Annotated in this window: 3 protein-coding genes; 2 read left to right on the forward strand and 1 reads right to left on the reverse strand. The window is 75.7% G+C overall.

From position 1 onward, the window contains the following. Positions 1–66 precede the first annotated feature (66 nt). Entirely contained in the window at positions 67–9,513 is a 9,447-nt protein-coding gene (locus tag Q8791_RS10325; protein WP_330091412.1) for an amino acid adenylation domain-containing protein, read from the reverse strand. Between the two features lie 1,163 nt (positions 9,514–10,676). Between Q8791_RS10325 and Q8791_RS10330 the strand changes: the two genes are divergently transcribed. Continuing rightward, positions 10,677–12,023, forward strand: coding sequence for a serine hydrolase domain-containing protein (locus tag Q8791_RS10330; RefSeq protein ID WP_330091413.1), 1,347 nt, complete (start codon positions 10,677–10,679; stop codon positions 12,021–12,023). Between the two features lie 39 nt (positions 12,024–12,062). Next, a complete protein-coding gene (locus Q8791_RS10335) occupies positions 12,063–19,796 on the forward strand; it encodes an amino acid adenylation domain-containing protein (protein ID WP_330091414.1) in 7,734 nt (2,577 codons plus the stop codon). Positions 19,797–19,841: the final 45 nt, after the last annotated feature.

Below are 19,841 nucleotides of genomic sequence, written 5' to 3' on the forward strand. Positions count from 1 at the left end.
TCAGCAAGCCGATCGCCGTGTGCGGGCGCCGCCGGGCCGGGAGGGGCCGGCGGCGCCCGCACCGTGTCACATCTGTTCCAGCAGCACGTCCTCCACCGCCTCGGCGTAGGCGCGCACCGTCTGGTGGTCGAACAGCAGGCGTGTGGGCACCGTGACGGCCAGCAGGCTCTCGACCTCGCGCACCACCTGGAGGCTGCGCACTGAGTCACCGCCGATGTCGAAGAAGTTGTCGTCGCGTCCGATGCGCTCCAGGCCCAGGGTGCGGGCCCACACCTGGGCCACGGCCTCCTCGGTGGGGGTCTGCGGCTCGACGTGGACGGGGGTGGCGGCGCGCGCCCAGGCGGGTTCGGGCAGGAGGGCCCGGTCCACCTTGCCGTTGCTGTTGAGCGGCAGGGACTCCAGCACGGTGACGGCCGCGGGCACCATGTAACCGGGCAGTTCGCGGGTCAGCCGCTCCCGCGCCGCCTCGGGGTCCACCCCGTGCCCGGTGACGTAGGCGACGAGCCTGCGCCCCCCGGTGGGGGCCTCGGCCGCCAGCACCACGGCCTGGGCGACGTCCGGCCCGCGCAGCAGGGCGGCCTCCACCTCCCCGGTCTCGACGCGGAACCCGTTGAGCTTGACCTGGCCGTCGGCGCGGCCGACGAACACCAGGCGCCCGTCGGCGGACCAGCGCACCAGGTCGCCCGTGCGGTAGAGCCTGCCCCCGTCGCCGAAGGGGTCGGCCACGAAGCGCTCGGCGGTCAGCCCGGGTCGGCCGTCGTAACCGCGCGCGGTCCCGGGCCCGGACAGGTACAGCTCTCCCACCGCCCCCGGCGGCACCGGCCGCAGGGCGCGGTCCAGCACGTGGGCGCCGGTGGCGTCCATGGGGCGGCCGATGGGGCAGTGCCCGGCACGGGCCTCCGCCTCGCCCACCACGGTGCACGTGGCGAACGTGGTGGTCTCGGTGGGCCCGTACACGTGGACCAGGGAGGTCTCGGGGCAGGCCCGGCGCACCCGGGCCAGGGAGGCGGGGTCGGCGGCCTCCCCGCCGGTCCATAGTTCGCACAGTCCCGAGAAGCACTCCGGGTCCTGCTGGGCGAAGAGGTTGAACAGCGCGGTGGTGAGGAAGACCGCGCTCACCCCGTGCCGGACGGTGTGCCCGCGCAGGGCCTCGGCGGAGAGCGGCCCGTCCGCCACCACGACGGTGCCGCCGTTGAGCAGCGGGACCCAGATCTCGTAGGTGGTGGCGTCGAAGGCGTGCGAGGAGTGGAAGAGCACCCTGTCGTGGCCGTGGTTCCAACGGGAGTCGGCGGCGAGGGCGACCACGGCGCGGTGGTCGACCACCACGCCCTTGGGGACGCCGGTGGAGCCCGAGGTGAACATGACGTAGGCGGCGGTGTGCTCGTGCGCCGGCCCCCGACCGGCCGGGTCCCCGGCCTCCCCGCCCGCCGGCCCCTCGGCACCGGTCAGGGCACCGTCGGCGGCGTAGCCGACCACGGACTCCAGGTCCGCGCAGCGCCCGGCCATGGCGGGATCGGCGACGGCCACGCGCGCTCCCAGGGCCCCGGCCAGGGACCGGACCCGCGCGGTCGGCACGGTCTCGTGCAGCGGGGAGTAGGCGGCCCCGGTGCGCAGGACGCCGAGCGCGGCCGCGACCACGCGCGGCGACCGGGGCATGAGCAGCAGCACCCGGGACCCCGCGCCCACGCCGAGGGAGCGCAGGCGGTCGGCGACCCGCTCGGCCTCGGCGTCCAAGTCGGCGTAGGTCCACGCGCCGTCGGCCCCGATCAGGGCGGTGGCCGCGGGGTGGCGGGCGGCGCGCTCGGCGAACAGGGCGGTGACGGTGGTGCGGGGCGGCTGTTTCCCGCCGCCCTCGGCCAGGGCCAGGGAACGGGTCGGGTCGGCGCCGGCCACGCGGCCCAGGGGGCGTCCGGGGTCCTCGGTGAGCGAGACCAGGATGCGTTCCAGGTCGGCCAGGAGGCGCTCGGCGGTCGCGGTGTCGAAGCAGGAGGGGTCGTGGCCCAGGACCAGGCGCAGTCCGTCGGAGGCGTAGGCGCTCAGGGCGAGCGGGTAGTTGGTGGCCTCCAACGCGGTGACGATCTCGGCGCGCGGGCCGTCCCCGGGTGGCGCCCCGACCGCCGGGTAGTTCTCGAACACCACGACGCTGTCGAAGAGCGGGGTGTCGCCGGGCAGGCCCGCCTCCGCCTGGATCCGGGCCAGGGGCAGGTGGTCCCGGGTGCGCGAGAGCGCCTGGTCCTCCTGGAGGCGGCGCAGCCACCGGACCACGGGCACGGCGGGGTCGACGGCGACGCGTACCGGCAGGGTGTTGATGAACAGCCCCACCGCGGCCTCCACGCCGGGCATGTCGTCGGGCCGGCCGGAGGTGGTGGCGCCGAAGACCACGTCGGTGTGGCCCGAGTACGCGGACAGCAACAGGGCCCAGGCCCCCTGCACCAGGGCGTTGACGGTCAGTCCGTGGGCGCGCGCGAAGGCGTGCACGGCCTCGGCCCGTGCGGGGGCCGGCGAGACCTGGACGCGGGCGGCGGAGCGCGCGGCGCGCAGCGCGGCCGGGGGCCGGTCGTAGGGCAGCGGGGTGGGCTCTGCCACCCCCTCCAGCGCCTTCCGCCAGAAGGCGTGCGCCTCCTCGGCGTCCCGCCCGGCCAGGCGGCGCAGGTGTTCGCGGAAGTCGGGGCGCGGGGCCGGGGCGTGGCCCCGGTAGGCGGTGAGGAGGTCCTCCAGGACCAGGGGCAGGCTCCACCCGTCGAGGACGATGTGGTGGAAGGTCCACACCATGCGCACGCAGGCGTCGCCGGTGCGCAGCAGGGCCACGCGCAGGAGCGGGTCGCGGGCGGGGTCCACGCCCCGGGAGGCGTCCTGGGCCAGGTGGTCGGCCAGGGCCCGTGCGCGTTCCTCCTCCCCCGCACCGCGCAGGTCGCGGTGGAGCACCTCGACGGGGACGTCGCGGTGCACCAGCAGGACCGGTTCGCCGAGCCCCTCCCAGGCCACCCGGGCGCGCAGGACGGGCGTGGCCCCGACCACCTCCCGCCAGGCGTGCTCCAGGGATCCGGGGTCCTCGACCCCGGCCAGGTCGACGACGACCTGCTCCAGGTAGGAGCCGGAGTCGGGCTCCAGGACGGAGTGGAAGAACATGCCCTGCTGCATGGGGGTGAGCGGCCACACGTCCTGGACGTCGCGGCCGTCGCCGACGAGGCGGTCGACCTGGGTCTGGTCCAGGCGCACCAGGGGGAAGTCGGAGGGGGTGGCCCCTCCCTGGGAGGGGTCGAGGCAGAAGCCGACCAGGCCGGCGAGTTCGGCGGCCAGGCGGTCGGCGAGGCGGCGCACGGTGGCCGTGTCGTGGACGGTGGTGGCGTGGTACCAGTCGAAGACCAGGCGCTCGCCCTCGAAACGGCCCACCACCTCGACCAGGTGGGCGCGTTCCTCGTCTGGGGAGTGCTCGCCGCCGGGGTTGAGCCGCAGGCCGGTGTGCAGGGCGTCCCGGCCCGGCGCCGTGTCGAAGCGGCCCAGGTAGTTGAAGCTCACGCCGGGCGCGGGCTCCCGTTCCAGGCGGGCGCGTTGCCGGGGTGTGCCCAGGTGGCGCAGGGCCCCGTAGCCCAGGCCGTTGCCGGGGACCGCGCGCAGCGCCTCCTTGGTGGCGCGGATCTGGTCGGCCGGGCGGGGGAGCGAGGTGAGCACGACGGGGAAGACGGTGGTGAACCAGCCCACGGTGCGGGAGGTGTCCACGTCCTCGAACAGGTCCTCGCGGCCGTGGCCCTCCAGGTCCACGGGGACGCTCCGGGCCCCGGTCCAGTCGCACAGCACGCGGCCCAGGGCGGCCAGCAGCAGGTCGTTGACCCGGGTGCGGAAGGCCGAGGGGGCCTCGCGCAGCAGGCGGCGGGTGTCCTCCTCGGACAGTCCGGCGGTGACCACCCGCTGGTCCCCGACCAGGCCGTTGCCCCGGCCCGGGTGGTCGCGGGGCAGGTCGGCGCGGGTGGCGGCGACGGCGGCCCAGGTGTCGAGCTCGGCGTCGAAGGCCCCCTCCGCGGTGTGCCGGGCCAGGCGGTCCGCCCACACGAGGAAGGGCGTGGTGCGTGGCCCCGGGTCCACCGGCTCCCCCCTGAGCGCCTGGTGGTAGGCGGTGGCCAGGTCCTCCAGCAGCACCCGCCAGGACACCCCGTCCACGACGAGGTGGTGGGCGGTCAGCAGCAGCCGGGAGCCGGTGGCGCCGGAGTCGAGGAGGACGGCGGCGACGACCGGCCCGCGGGCCAGGTCGAGGCCGGCGTGGGCGGCGCGGATGCGCTCCGAGGCCAGGTCGTGCGCCCTCTCGGGCGGGTGCCCGGTCAGGTCGACCACGTCCAGGGGCGGGGCCGCGGAGCCGGGTTCGGCCACGCGTGGGCCGTCGCCGTCGCGGCGCAGGCGGAGCATGTCGTGGTGGTCGGCCAGGGCCGCCAGGGCGGTGCGCAGGGCGCGCGGTCGCAGGGGCCGGGCCAGGTCCAGGAGCACGGACAGGGCGAAGTGGTCGGGCGCCACCGGGTGCGTGCGGTCGAACCAGCCCATGACGGGTGTGGTGGTGACCGGGCCGCTCACCGGCCCCGTCCCGGCCGGCCCGGTCGGCCGCACGCGCGCCACCTCGGCCAGGGCGGCGACGCTGGGGTGGGAGAAGACGTCGCGGCTGGTCAGCTCCACCCCGGCCGCGCGGGCGCGGGAGACCGCCTGGATGCTGAGGATGGAGTCGCCGCCCAGGGCGAAGAAGTCGTCGTGGACCCCCACCCGCTCCACGGCCAGGACGGAGGCGAACACCTCGGCCAGGAGGCGTTCGGCGTCGGTCCGGGGGGCGGCGTGCTCCCGGTCGTTCCCGGGTTCGGGCAGGGCGCGGTGGTCGAGCTTGCCGTTGGCGGTCAGGGGCAGCGCCTCCAGGACCACGACGGCGGCGGGGACCATGTAGCCGGGCAGGCGGGCCGCCAGGGCGCGGCGCCACCCCTCGGCCGCCTCCTGCCCCGCGCCCTGCTCGGAGGCGACGACGTAGGAGAGGAGCCGTCGCCCGCCGCCGGGGGCGGCCCGGACCAGGGCGACGGCCTGGGTAACCCCCTCCTGGGCGAGGAGGGCGGCCTCGACCTCCCCGGGTTCGATCCGAAAGCCCCGGATCTTGACCTGGGAGTCGGCGCGGCCGACGTACTCCAGCTCCCCGGGGTTGTTCCAGCGGACCAGGTCGCCGGTGCGGTAGAGCCGTCCGCCCTCGCCGAGGGGGTCGGCCACGAAGCGCTCGGCGGTCAGGGCCGGGCGCCCGTGGTAGCCGCGCGCGACCCCGGCGCCGCCGACGTGCAGCTCTCCCACCGCGCCCGGGGGGACGGGACGCAGGAGGCTGTCGAGCACCCGCAGTCGCATGCCGTCCAGGGGCGTGCCGATGGGGACGGCGCGCACCGGTTCGCGGGTGCGCGCGGCGGGGTGGTGGGTGGCGAAGGTGGTGGTCTCGGTGGGCCCGTACCCGTTGGCCACGACCGTGTCGGGGCAGGCCTGCAGGACACGGTGGACGCTCGTGGGGTTGGCGGCCTCGCCCCCGGTGATCACCTCGCGCAGTGTGGCGAAGCAGGAGGGGTCCTGGGCCGCGTAGAGGTTGAAGAGGGCGGCGGTGACGAAGGTGGAGGTGACCCCGTGCCGGCGGGCCAGCGCGCCGAACTCCTCCGCGTCCGTGCGCCCGGGGGGTGCGACGACCACGGCCCCGCCGCGCAGCAGCGGGACCCAGACCTCGTAGGTGGCGGCGTCGAAGGCGTGCGAGGAGTGGAAGAGGACCCGTCGGTCGCGGCCGTCCCCCCACCGGGAGTCCCGGGCCAGGGCCACCACGTCCGCATGGGTCACTGCCACCCCCTTGGGCACACCCGTCGACCCGGAGGTGTGCATGATGTAGGCGAGCGCGCGTGCGTCGACCACGGGCAGGGGGGCCTCGACACGGCCGGGCGGGTGCGGGTCGGTCCCGTCCGGGACCAGCACGTGGGCCTCGACCCCCTCGGGCAGGCGGGAGCGTGAGGCGGCGTCGGTGACGACGACGCGGGCCCCGGTGTGTTCGACCGTCCAGGCCACGCGTTCGGCGGGGTCGTCTGGGTGCACGGGGACGTAGGCGCCCCCGGCGCGCAGCACGGCGAGCATCGCGGTGACCACGTGCGGACCCCGCTCCAACAGCAGCGGGACCGCTTCCTCGGCGCCCACCCCCCGGGCGCGCAGGCGGCGGGCCAGGGCGGCGGAACGGGCGTCGAGCTCGGCGTAGGACACCTCGGGGAAGCCACCGATCAGGGCCGGGGCGTGGGGAGTGCGCGCCGCCTGCGCGGCGAACGCGGTGGTCACGGAGACGGGCTCGGCCAGGGGCCGACCCCGCTCCCAGGTCTCCAGGAGGGCCCGTTCGGACGCGGGGCGCAGGTCCAGGGCGGTCAGGTCCAGGCCGGGGTCGGCGACGACGGCGCCGGCCAGGCGGGACAGGGCGTCGGCCAGGGCCTCCACGCGCCCGGCGCCGTACAGGTCGGTGTTGTACTCGACGGCCAGGCGCAGGACGCCGTCGCGCTCGGCGTACTCGAAGACCAGGTCGGCCAGGGCGGCGGTGCGCGGCAGGTCGAGCTCCTCGACGCGCAGCCCCTCCAGCTCCAGTTCGCCGGTGTGGGCGTTCTGCAGGACCATCAGCGCCTGGAACAGGGGTCCGCGGGAGGGGTCGCGTTCGGTGACCAGGGCGTCGACGACGCGGTCGAAGGGCATCTCGTGGGCGAGGGCGGCGTCGGCCTCGGCGCGCACCTGCTCGACGAACGCGGCCGCGGTGGTGCCCGGGCGCAGGCGGGAGCGGAGCACGACCGGGTTGACGAAGAAGCCGACCACGTCCTCCAGCCGGGGGTGGTCGCGTCCGGCGGAGGCGGCCGCCAGGGCGACGTCGGCGGAGCCGGAGGCCGCGGAGAGCACCGCCTGGGTCAGGGCCGCCAGGGTCGCGAAGAGCGTGGCGCCGCGTTCCCCGCCCAGGGTTCGCAGCCCCCGGAGCAGGTCGGCGTCCAGGGTGGTGCGGTGCACGGCTCCGGCCGTGGTGCGCCGGGCGGGCCTGGGCCGGTCGGTGGGCACGGCCAGCGGGGGCACGTCCTCCAGGGTGCGCGCCCAGTACTCCAGGCGGCGCCGGGCCTCGGGGCCCTCCCAGCGGCCCTGCTCCCAGACGGCGAAGTCGGCGTAGTCGAGCTCCGCGCCGGTGTCGGCGTCCTCCCCGCGCACGACGGCCCGGTGGAAGGCGGCGAGGTCGCGGTGCAGGAGGTCGACCGACCAGCCGTCGCAGGCGATGTGGTGGGTGCTCAGGACCAGGACGTGGTCCCCGGCGTCCAGGCGTAGCAGCAGGGCACGGGTGGGCGGCCCCGCCACCAGGTCGAAGGGGGTGTCGACCTCGCGCCGCAGGTGTGCGTGCAGTTCCTCCCGGAGGGCGGTCCGGTCCCCGGCGGCCACCTCGCGCACCGTGAGCAGGTCGCGGCGGGGGGAGCCCACGTACTGGACGGGCTCGCCGTCGACGGTGTCGTAGGTGGTGCGCAGGGACTCGTGGCGTTCCTGGAGCAGTTCCAGGGCGCGTCCCAGCGCGGACACGTCGAGCGGGCCGCGCAGGCGGAAGGCGCTGCCGGTGTGGTACTCGGCGCTGTCGCCGTCGAGCTGGTGCAGGAACCACAGGCGGCGCTGGGCCGCCGACAGCGGCAGCGGGCGCCCGCGTTCCACCGGGGCGATGGGCTCCTCGCGGTGTCCTGTGCCGCCCGCGGCGGCGATGCCCTCCGGGGTGGGGTGGCGGAACAGGGCGCGGGGGTCGAGGGCGTTTCCCAGCCGTTCGCCCAGACGCCAGGCCACGCGGGCGGCGAGGATGGAGTCTCCGCCCAGGGCGAAGAAGTCGTCGCGCGCGCCCACGCGTTCCAGCCCCAGGGCCGCGGCGAACTCCTCGGCGGCGGCGTGTTCGGCGCCCTCGCGCGGTGGGACGTACTCGGCGGTGCGGGCGGGGGGCGCGGGCAGGGCGCGGTGGTCGAGCTTGCCGTTGGCGGTCAGGGGCAGCGCCTCCAGGACGACGACGGCGGCGGGGACCATGTAGCCGGGCAGGCGGTCGCAGAGCCGGTCGCGCAGGGCCGCGGCGTCGGTGACCGGGCCGACCACGTAGCCGACCAGGGTGCGCGCGCCCGGCGCGTCCTCGCGGACGGTGACCAGGGCCTGGGTAACCCCCTCCTGGGCGAGGAGGGCGGCCTCGACCTCCCCGGGTTCGATCCGAAAGCCCCGGATCTTGACCTGGGAGTCGGCGCGTCCCACATACTCCAACACCCCGTCGGCGTCCTCGCGCACGACGTCGCCGGTGCGGTAGAGCCGTCCGCCCTCGCCGAGGGGGTCGGCCACGAAGCGCTCGGCGGTCAGGGCCGGGCGCCCGTGGTAGCCGCGCGCGACCCCGGCGCCGCCGACGTAGAGCTCTCCCACCGCTCCCGGGGGGACGGGACGCAGCCGGGAGTCGAGCACCCGCAGGCGCACGCCGTCCAGGGGCGTGCCGACGGGGACCGACAGGTGCGGGGGCCGGGCCCGGTCCACGGCGAAGTGGGTGGCGAAGGTGGTGGTCTCGGTGGGCCCGTACCCGTTGGCCACCGTCGTGTCCGGGCAGGCCTCCAGCACGGCGCGGACCGCTGTGGGCGGGACGGCCTCGCCCCCGGCGATCACCTCGCGCAGCGGGGCGAAGCAGGAGGGGTCCTGGGCGGCGAACAGGTCGAAGAGGGCGGCGGTGACGAAGGTGGAGGTGACCCCGTGCCGACGGGCCAGCGCGCCGAAGGCGTGGACGGTGAGCCGTTCGGGGGGTGCGACGACCACGGCCCCGCCGCGCAGCAGCGGGACCCAGACCTCGTAGGTGGCGGCGTCGAAGGCGTGCGAGGAGTGGAAGAGGACCCGTCGGTCGCGGCCGTCCCCCCACCGGGAGTCCCGGGCCAGGGCCACCACGTCCGCATGGGTCACTGCCACCCCCTTGGGCACACCCGTCGACCCGGAGGTGTGCATGACGTATGCCACCGCGCGCGCGTCGACCGCGGGCAGCGCCGTGCCCGCGCCCCGCCCCGCCGCGACGGCGTCCGTTCCGTCCAGGTCGACGACCCCCGCTGTCCCCGTCAGGAGTGCGGGCAGGCGGTGGCCGAGCGAGCGGTCGGTGAGGACCAGGCGGGCACCGGTGCGCTCGGCGGCGGCCAGCACCCGTTCGGCGGGGTCGTCGGGGTGCACGGGGACGTAGGCGCCGCCGGCGCGCAGCACGGCGAGCATCGCGGTGACCACGTGCGGACCCCGCTCCAGGGCGAGCAGCACGGCGCCCTCACGGGGCAGCCCCCGGGCGCGCAGGAGGCGGGCCAGGGCGGCGGAACGGGCGTCGAGCTCGGCGTAGGACACCTCGGGGAAGTCACCGATCAGGGCCGGGGCGTGGGGAGTGCGCGCCGTCTGCGCGGCGAAGGCCTCCGGTACCGAGGCGTGCGGGGCCGCGTCCACGGGGACGGGCTCGGGGCGGTTCGACTCCTGGGGGGACAGCACGTGGTGGCTCCTGGTGCGCGTTCGAGAGGGAGGACGGCGGACGGGCGGACGGGTGCGGGGTGGCCGTGATCCGTCGCCGCGACGGTGTGGCCGCCCGGCGGCGGGGTCGGCGGACGCCGATCGGTCCGCCATTCCCCCCGTGGCCGCCGTACGACAACAGAGCGTGCCACATCGCCTTATCCAACCGGGCACTTTACCAAAATCATCTTCGTCCTGAAATTCCCTCCATGGACAGAAAATCACACTCGGAACAACTTGTGCCACATGGAATACTCAAGACCACAAACCAGACAAAATAGTTCAAAGCATATTATTTTTCATAAAGACCAAGAACAAAGACCTCGCGTGCGTGCGAAAGGCGCACGCGGATGCGAACTGCGAACACTTTTTGGAGTCGCGCGAACACGTAGCGTAATGAGAATTCAACGTTTGACATGATGTGGCCACGAGGATCACCTCTTGTCCCTCGCGCACCTTTTGCGAGGCGGGAGCCACCGTGCGCCCCGCCAGGGGTTGCCCCTCCCGCGCCGCGGGCCCCCGCCGCCGCCCCTACCTTCCGGGGGTGGCGCGATCCCGCCATAACCCTTGATCAGAGCCCATGGTTGGCCCATAGCACAGCGCTCGGTCCATTACATGCGTTTCGCCGCAAAGGTCCTTTTTTTGTGGTGTGGACGAACTTTCCGTTCCCGCGCAAGGAGCAGGGCATCCGTTCCGACGATCGTGGAGCAAGAGCGCGAGCCGGAACAGCTTTTCCCCTCCCGCACCCTTCCAGCAGCGCAATCGAGTGAGAAGGGACACAGGGGGTCGGGTAAACCAGCGGCGTTCCCGGCCGGCGTCCGGAACGGCGCGCGCTGCGCCCCTCCGGGCCCGGTTCCCCGGCCGCGAGGCGAACACCCTGCTAAAACCGGGGGTCTACGAAAAAACCTGATGACCACCGATGAGGGCGCAATGCCTTCACACCACGGAAATCTCCACGTACGCCCCGAACGCATTCGCCCTCACCTGGTTCCCGACATATTGGAATCCCTTGCCAAGATTCGAAGCGATATGTGAGTATCCGTGGCACGTGCGTCGAACCGCCCTGTCCCCACCGAAGCGACCGGCTGCTCCGTCCCGGGCGCCGGCCTTTCGGGTGCCCTCCGACCCCCACGAGGAGAACCATCGTGCGCGAGGCCCTGTCCGACCTGCTCCTGCGGTCCGCTCGCCGGACCGGCGTCCCCGGAGCCCAACTCGCGGTCTACCACCGCGGAGAGCTGCACACCTGTGTCACCGGCGTGGAGGACTCCGCGACGGGGCGCCCCGTCGCGGAATCCTCCTTCTTCCCCCTGGGCTCGGTGACCAAGACCGTCACCGCCGCCCTGGTCATGCAACTGGTGGAGGACGGCGACACCGACCTCGACGCCCCCGTGCTGGACCGCCTGGGGAGCGGCTCCCCCGACCACCCGCTGCGGGGGGTCACCGCCCGCCACCTGCTCAGCCACACCGCAGGCCTGGTCTCGGAGCGGCCCGCGGACGCCCCCGCGACCTCCTTGCGCCGTTACGTCGCCTCGCTCACACCCGAGGACCGCATCGCCCCGCCGGGGACGGTGTTCTCCTACTCCAACACCGGCTACGCCGTGGCGGGCCACCTCGTGGAGGCCGTCACCGGCCAGGACTGGTGGGAGACCGTGGAGTCGCACCTGTGCTGGTCCACCGGCATGGAACTGGCGCCGGTCCGGGCGCCGCGGCACCCCGCCCCCGGCCTGGTCACCGGTCACGCCGTCGACGGCGCGGGCCGGGCCCACCCGGTCGGCTTCCACATCGAGCCCGCCCTCGCCCCAGCCGGGGGCCTGGCCGCGAGCGCCGCGACCCTGGCGGCCTTCGGCAGGGCCTTCCTCGACCCCGGGCACGCGGCCCTGGACGGCGAGGTCGCCGCCCCGGAGGTGCTGGGCGAGATGGGTCGCCCGGTGAGCGTCGCCGACCCCTTCGGCCTGGCCGACGGCTGGGGAGCCGGCTGGTCCCTGCACCTGGCGGGCGACCGCCTGTGGCACGGCCACGACGGAACCCTGGACGGGGCCACCTGCAACCTGCGCGTGGACCCCGAGGGCGGGACGGTGGTCGCCCTGACCACCAACTCCACCACCGGTGTGACCGCCTGGGAGCACCTGGTCCGCGGCCTGCGCGAGCTGGGGGTGGACGTGGGCCACTACCGTCAGCCCGACGCCGCGGCCGAGGGCGCCGCCACCGCGACCGCTCCCGAACGGGTCACCGGGCACTACGGCAACGGGGGCCTGAGCGCCGAGGTCGTCCACGACCGCGGCGGCCACCGGCTGGTCATGTCCAACGGCTTCGAGGGCGAGCTGACCACCGGGCCGGGCGGAGCCTTCCGGGTGGTCTCCGAGCGCCACGGCGGGATCTCCCTCAGCGGGCGCTTCCTCACCGACCCCGACGCCCCCGGGCGGGCCACGGCCCTGCAGTACAACGGGCGCACCCTGCGCCTGAGCGGGCTCGCCGTGGGCCCCAACGCCTGATCCACCACCCCTGCGCACACGAGGACCGACACAGCGACCATGAGCGACGCCCCCGTTGACCACACTTCCGAGCTCGACCGGGCCAGGGCCCGCGAGGAGGTCCTGCGCCGCCTGCGCGAGCGCGGCGGGGGCGGCCAGGACATCCCCCGCGTCCCCCGCGACCGCCCGGTCGCGCTGTCCTTCGCCCAGCAACGGCTCTGGGTCCTGGACCAGATGCGGCCGGGGCGCACCGACTACAACTCCGCCCTGGTCCTGCGGCTGACCGGGGACCTGGACGCCGGGGCGCTGCGACGCTCCCTGACCGCGCTCGTGCACCGGCACGAGTCCCTGCGCACCACCTTCACCGAGGTGGACGGCGAGGGGACGCAGGTCGTCGGCGCCCCCTACGAGGTGGACCTCCCCCGGACCGCGGCCGGGGGACGCGAGGAGTCCGCCGAGAGGGCGGCCCAGGAGTACGCCCTGCCCTTCGACCTGGAGCGCGGCCCCCTGCTGCGGAGCCGGCTCCTGGTGGAGGGACCCGGAAGCCACGTCCTGGTGCTGTGCCTGCACCACATCGTCACCGACGGCTGGTCCCTGGACCTGCTGCGCGGCGAGCTGGACACCCTCTACCGCGCCGCCACCGCCGACCCCGGCCGCACCCCGGACGCCCTGGCCGCCGACCTGGACCCGCTGCCCGCCCAGTACGCCGACTACGCCGCCTGGCAGCGCTCGCGCCTGGACGGGGCCGCCATGGCCCGCTCGCTGGACCACTGGCGCCGCAGACTCGCCGACCCTCCCGTGCTGGAGCTGCCCACCGACCGGCCGCGGCCGGCCGTGCGCGACGGCGCGGGCGACACCCTGCCCTTCTCCCTGCCCGCTCCGCTGGTGGAACGACTGGAACGCCTGGCCTCCGGACGCGGCGCCCACCTGACCACGGTGCTGCTGACCGCGGCCCAGGTGACCGCGGCCCGCTGGAGCCGCAACCCCGACGTGGTGCTGGGCACCGTCACCTCCGGGCGCGAGGACCGGCGGCTGCACCGGATGACGGGCTTCTTCGTCAACACCCTGGCTGTGCGCCAACAGGTGGACGAGGAGCTGTCCTTCGCGCAACTGCTCGACCGCACGCGTGCCGGGTTCCTCACCGACCTCGACCACGGCGAGGTCCCCTTCGACACGGTCGTGGACGCCGTCCTGACCGAACGCGACCCCGCGGTGCCCCCGCTGGTGCAGGCCGCGGTGGTCTTCCAGAGCGCCCGGACCTCCGGCGAGGCGGGCCTGGGCGACCTGGAGGCGGAACCGGTGCAGGTGCGGCGCGGCCAGTCGGTCTTCGACCTGACCCTGGAGTTCCGCCCCGGCCCCGACGGCGTCGCGGGGTCGGCCGAGTTCGACACCGCCTTGTTCGACCGCGCCACCGTGGAGCGCCTGGTCGCGGACCTGGCGCGGGTGCTGGAGGACGCCGAGGACCCCCGCCCCCTGCGGGCCCTGCCCCTGACGGGCCCCGGGCGGACCCGGGAACCGGACCGCGCTCTGACCGAGGCGCCCGGTTCGCGTCCGCGGCCCCTGCCCGACCTGTTCGCGGAGCAGGCCCGACTGCGTCCCGCGGACCCCGCGCTGGTCGGCGCGGACCGCACCGTCTCCTTCGCCGAGGCCGACGACCGGGCCGCGCGCACGGCCCGCCGCCTGCGGGAGCTGGGCGTGCGGCGGGGCGACCGCGTCGGGGTGTGCGTGGAGCGGGGCACGGCCCTGGGCGAGGCGCTGCTGGGCGTGGTGTACGCGGGAGCGGTCTACGTTCCCCTGGACCCGGAGTACCCGGCCGAGCGGTTGGCCACCGTCCTGGAGGACGCCGCGCCACGCGCCGTCATCGTCGACGCCGCCTCCGCCTCCCGGCTGCCCGCGGGCCTCTCGTCGCTGGACGCGGCGGACCCCGACGTGGCCCGGGCGGAGCCGCTGCGCGAGGCGCTGCACCCCGAGGACCCCGCCTACCTCATCCACACCTCCGGCTCCACCGGGAGGCCCAAGGGCGTGCTGGTGGCGCACCGGGGCCTGGCCGCCCTGGCCGCCACCCAGGGCGAGCGCATGCACGTGGGCCCCGGTTGCCGGGTGCTCCAGTTCGCCTCCCCCAGCTTCGACGCCGCCATCGCCGAGATGACGGTGGCACTGCTCAACGGCGCCGCGGCAGTACTCCTGCCGCGCCCCTCCCTGATGGGGGAGGGGCTGACCCGCGCCCTGCGCGAGCACCGCGTCACCCACGTCACGCTGCCCCCGGCGCTCCTGCCCGGTCTGTCCCCCGAAGAACTGGGACCGGTGGAACACCTGCTCGTGGCGGGTGAGGCCTGCCCCGGCGAGCAGATCGCCCGCTTCTGCGACGACCGGGCCGTGTACAACGGCTACGGGCCCACCGAGTCCACCGTGTGCACCACCATCAGCGACCCGCTCTCGGGAGCGGGAGCCCCCGACCTGGGCGAACCGGTGGCGGGCACCCGTGTCCGCGTCCTGGACCGGTGGCTGCGCCCGGTGCCCGACGGCATCCCCGGCGAGCTCTACATCAGCGGCGACGGCCTGGCCCACGGTTACCTCGGGCTGCCCGGCACCACCGCGGAACGCTTCGTCGCCGACCCCGACCCCGACGCCGAGGGCGGGCGCATGTACCGTTCCGGCGACCTGGTCGTGCGCCGCGGCGGACGGCTGGAGTTCCTGGGCCGCACCGACGACCAGGTCAAGATCCGCGGCCACCGCGTCGAACCGGGCGAGGTCGAACACGTGCTCACCCGCCTCCCCGAGGTGGAACGGGCCGTGGTGGTGGTCGACGGCACCGGCTCCTCGCGCCGCCTGGTCGCCTACGCCGTCCCCGCCCCCGGGTGCGCCACGACCCCCGGGGACCTGGAGCGGGCCGCCCGGTCGCTGCCCGCCTACCTGGTCCCGGCGGCCTTCGTCGTCCTGGACGCCGTCCCGATGACCGCCAACGGCAAGACCGACCGGCGCGCGCTGCCCGCCGTGGACTGGACCGGGCGCTCCGAGAGCGGGTACACCGCCCCGCGCACCGCCGCGGAGCGGGAGCTGGCCGCGGTGTGGTGCTCCCTGCTCGGCCTGGAGCGCGTCGGCGTGCACGACGACTTCTTCCGCGTGGGCGGCGACTCCGTCAGCGGGGTGCGCATGCTCGCCCGCGCCGCCGAGCGGCTCGGCGCCCGCCCCCCGCTGCGCGCGCTGTTCGAGCGGCCGACCGTCGCCGCGCTGGCCGAGCTCTACGAGCGCCCCGGCGAGCGCCGCTCCGCGCCCGTGCGCGTGGAGCACGGGGGCCCGGCGCCCCTGTCCGCCGCGCAGCGCCGGATGTGGTTCCTGGACCAGTACTCGCCGGGAGGGGCCGGGTACAACTCCGGCGGTGCGCTGCGCCTGTTCGGCGCGTTGGATGTCCCGGCGCTGGAGCGCGCCCTGGACGCCCTGGCCGCGCGCCACGAGGCGCTGCGCACGGTCTTCCCCTCCCGGGACGGCGCGCCCCACCAGGTCGTGCTCGACGCCTCCGGCCTGCCCCTGGCCACGGTCGACCTGGGCGGCGCCCCCGGGGGCGAGCGCGAGGAACGGCTGGACGCGCTGCTGGAGGAGTTCGCCTCCCGGCCCTTCGACCTGGCCCGCGGCCCCCTGACCCGGGCGATGCTGGTGCGCGTGGACGAGGACGACGACGTCCTGGCGATCACCATGCACCACATCGTCACCGACGCCTGGTCCATGTCGGTGCTCGTCGGGGAGCTGGGAGAGCTCTACCGGGCCGCCCGGGCACGGCCCGACGCCCCGGCCGGGGAGCTGCCCGGGGGCGCGGGTCTGGAGCCGGTGCTCCTGCGCTCCACCGACGTGGCCGTGTGGCAGGAGGAACGGGCGCGCTCGGGGGCCTTCGAGGAGCACCTGCGGTACTGGCGCGACCACCTGGCCGGGGTCGAGCCCCTGGAGCTGCCCACCGACCGGCCCCGGCCCGCCCAACGGCGCGGCCGCGGCGCCGCGCGCTCCTTCGAGGTCTCCGCGCGGGTGCGCGAGCGCGTGCGCGAACTGGAGTCCGGACACGGCCTGACGCTGTTCATGGTGCTGGTCGCGGCCACCGCGCTGACGCTCGCGCGCCACAGCGGCCGGCACGACGTGGTGATGGGCACGGTGACCTCCGGACGCGACGGCGCCGACCTGGAGAACGTGGTGGGGTTCTTCGTCGACACCGTGGCCCTGCGCCTGCGGGTGGACCCCGACGCGTCCGCCTCCGCGTTGCTGGCCGACGTGCGCGAGACCGTCCTGGCCGCGTTCGAGCACGGCGAGGCGCCCTTCGACGCCGTCGTGGACGCGACCGGGCAGGAGCGCGACCCCTCCCGGCCCACCCTGGTCCAGGCCCTGGTCACGCTGCGGAACACACCGGGCGCCCCCTGGAAGGTGGACGGCCTCGACGCACGGCCCCACGCCGTCGCCCACCGGCACACCCAGTTCGACCTGACGGTGGAGTTCGCCGAGGAGGACGGGCGGCTGCTGGGCGCGGTGGAGTACGACACCGACCTGTTCGACGCCCGCACGGCCGACCGGATCGCCCACCACCTGGCCGCCACCCTGGACCTGATCTCCCGCGCCCCGCAGGCACCCGTGCGGGAGCTGGCCCCCGCACCCGCGCCGGACGAGGCCGAGGCCCTGCGCTCCTGGAGCACGGGCGCCCCCGGGCGCACGCCGGCGTCGGTGCCCGCGGTGTTCGGCGAGCTGGCGCGCGCCCGGCCCGACGCGCCCGCCCTGGCGGGACCCGGCGCGACGATGACCTACGCCGAACTCGACCGGGCCTCGGCGGCCCTGGCCGGATGGCTGCGCTCGCTGGGGGTGGGACCCGAGACCCCCGTGCCACTGCTCCTGGAGCGGGGTCCGCACGTGGTCACCGCGATGCTCGCCGTGCTGCGCGCCGGGGGCGCCTACGTCCCCGTGCACCCCGACGACCCCGCCGAACGCGTCCGCCTCCTGGTCTCCGGCACCGGGGCCCCGTGCGTGGTCACCGACGCGGCAAGCGCCTCCCGGGCGCCCTCCGCGGTCCCGGCGGTGTCGATCGACGCCCTCGACGCCGTGCCGGCCACCGGCGCCCCCGCCGAGGGGCTGGACCGGGCCCACCCCGACCAGCTCGCCTACGTCATGTACACCTCGGGCTCCACCGGGACGCCCAAGGGCGTGGCGGTGACCCACACCGACGTGGTGCGCCTGGCGGCGGACCGGCGCTGGTCGGGCGGGCACGCCCGGCGCACGCTCTTCCACTCCTCGCACGCCTTCGACGCCGCCACCTACGAGATCTGGGCGGCCCTGTTGACCGGCGGCACCGTCGTGGTGGCCCCGCCGGGCCGACTGGACGCGGACGGCTTCGCCGAGCTGGTCTCCGGGCACGGGGTCAGCGCCACCTTCGTCACCGCGGCGCTGTTCAACCTCTACGCCGCCCAGGACCCGTCCTGCTTCGCCGGGATGGAGCAGGTCGTCACCGGAGGCGAGGCGGCGAGCCCGCACGCGGTGGAACTGGTGCGGCGCGCCTGCCCGGACACGACGGTGGCCAACGGGTACGGGCCCACCGAGACCACCACCTTCGCCGCCCACCACGCGCTGCCCCGCGAGGGCGCCACCCCCGACCCGGTGCCGATCGGCCGCCCCCTGGACGGCACGCGGTTGCACGTGTTGGACGAGCGGCTGCGGCCGGTGCCGGTGGGCGCGATCGGCGAGCTGTACGTGGGCGGGCGGGTCACGCGCGGCTACCAAGGGCGCCCGGCCCTGACCGCCGAACGGTACGTGGCCGACCCCCTCGGCGAGGGCGGACGGCTCTACCGCACCGGCGACCTGGTCCGCTGGAACAACCCCGGGGAGCTGGAGTACGTCGGCCGCGCCGACTCCCAGGTCAAACTGCGCGGGTTCCGCATCGAGCCGGGCGAGGTGGAGGCCGCGCTGCTGCGCCTGCCCGACGTGCAGCAGGCCACCGTCCAGGTCCGGCGCGCCGCCTCGGGGGCGCGCGGCCTGGTCGCCTACGTGGTTCCCCGCGAGGAGGGGAGGTCGGACCTGCTGGACGTGCGTGAGCGATTGCGCGAGACCCTGCCCGACTACATGGTCCCGGGGGCCGTGGTGACCCTGCGGGCCATCCCCCTCAACGCCAACGGCAAGGTGGACCGGGCGGCGCTGCCCGAACCGGACGAGTCCGGCGAGCCGGCGCGGGAGGACACGGCGCCGCGCGGCGCCACCGAAGCGGCGCTGGCGCGGATCTGGTCGGAGCTGCTGCACGTGGCGGACGTGGGCCGCCTCGACAACTTCTTCGCCCTGGGCGGCGACTCGATCCTGAGCATCCAGATGGTCTCGCGCGTGCGCGAGGCGGGGTGGAACGTCACCACCCGCGACGCCTTCCTGCACCAGACGGTCGCGGACCTGGCCGCCGCGGCCGACCGGGGAGGAACCACCGGCGGAACCGTCGTGCGGGCCCCGGTCACCGGCCCCGTCCCGCCCACACCCGTGGACCGCTGGTTCTTCCGCACCCGCACCCGCCGCCCCGAGCACTTCGACATGTCGCTGCTGTTCGAGGTCGCCGAGGGCACGGACCCCGACCTGTGGGCGCGGGCCGCCGACAGCCTGCCCGCCCACCACGACATGCTGCGCCTGAGGGTCGTCGAGACCGGGGACGGCCCGCGCGGGCGCCTGGACGCCGACACGCCCCACCGGGCCCGGGTGGTGCGGGTGGACGGCGAGGAGCTGGAGCGGGCGGTGGAGCGCGAGGCGCTGCGCGCACGCCACGCCGAACGGTTCGCACGGGGACCGCTGTTCGAGGCCGTGGTGTTCGACGCCGGTCCCGGCCGGGCCCCGCGGATGCTGCTGTCGGCGCACCACCTGGTGGTCGACGCCGTGTCCTGGCGGGTGCTGCTGGAGGACCTGGCCACCGCCTACGGACAGCTGGACCGGGGCGAGAAGGTGGACCTGGGCGCGCCCACCACGCCGTTCCCGGAGTGGGCCCGCCGTCTCGGTGAGCACACCGCCCAGGGGGCCTTCGACGGGGACGCCGAGCACTGGTCCGACCTGGCGGCCCGGGCCGCGGACGCGCGCCTTCCCGTGGAGTCGGACTCCGGACCCAACGATGTGGCCTCGCAGCGGGTCCTCACGGCCTCCCTGTCGGCCGAGGAGACCGCGGTCCTGCTGCGCCGGGTGCCCGGCAGCCTGCGCAGCAGCATCGACGACGTCCTGCTCGGCACGCTGGCGAAGGTGCTGACCGGCTGGAGCGGCTCCCCCCGCCTGCTGGTGGCCAAGGAGGGGCACGGGCGCGAGGACCTGTTCGACGACGTGGACCTGTCCCGCACGGTGGGCTGGTTCACCGCGATCCACCCGGTGCTGTTGGAGGTCCCCGCGGACGCCGACACCGCCGGGGCGATCGCCGTCGCGCGCGGGCTGCGTCGGGCCGCCCCGGACGGGATCGGCTTCGGGGCGCTCCGGGAGCAGGCCGGGGGGCGGGTCCCCGCGGCACTGGCCGCGATGCCCGAGCCGCCGGTGACCTTCAACTACCTGGGGCGCTTCGGCGACCGGGGTGAGGGGCCGGTGGGTCGTTCGCTGCCCCTGCCGTTGTGCGACCACGCCCCGGACGAGGAGCGCACCAGCCTGTTCGACGTGACCGGCGCCGTGGTCGGGGAGCGACTGGAGCTCTCCTGGACCTACTCGGCCCACCGGCACCGGACCGAGACGGTCCGGGCCCTGGCCGACGAGTACGCCGAGCGGTTGCGCGCACTCGTGCGCGAGGCCGGACGCGGACGCGCACGGGACCGCCGCGCGCGCTGACGGTGTCGCGCGAACGGCGCGCGAGACCCACGACGACAAAGGAGA

Origin of the sequence: Nocardiopsis codii, assembly GCF_036327455.1 — a bacterium.
GTDB lineage: Bacteria > Actinomycetota > Actinomycetes > Streptosporangiales > Streptosporangiaceae > Nocardiopsis > Nocardiopsis codii.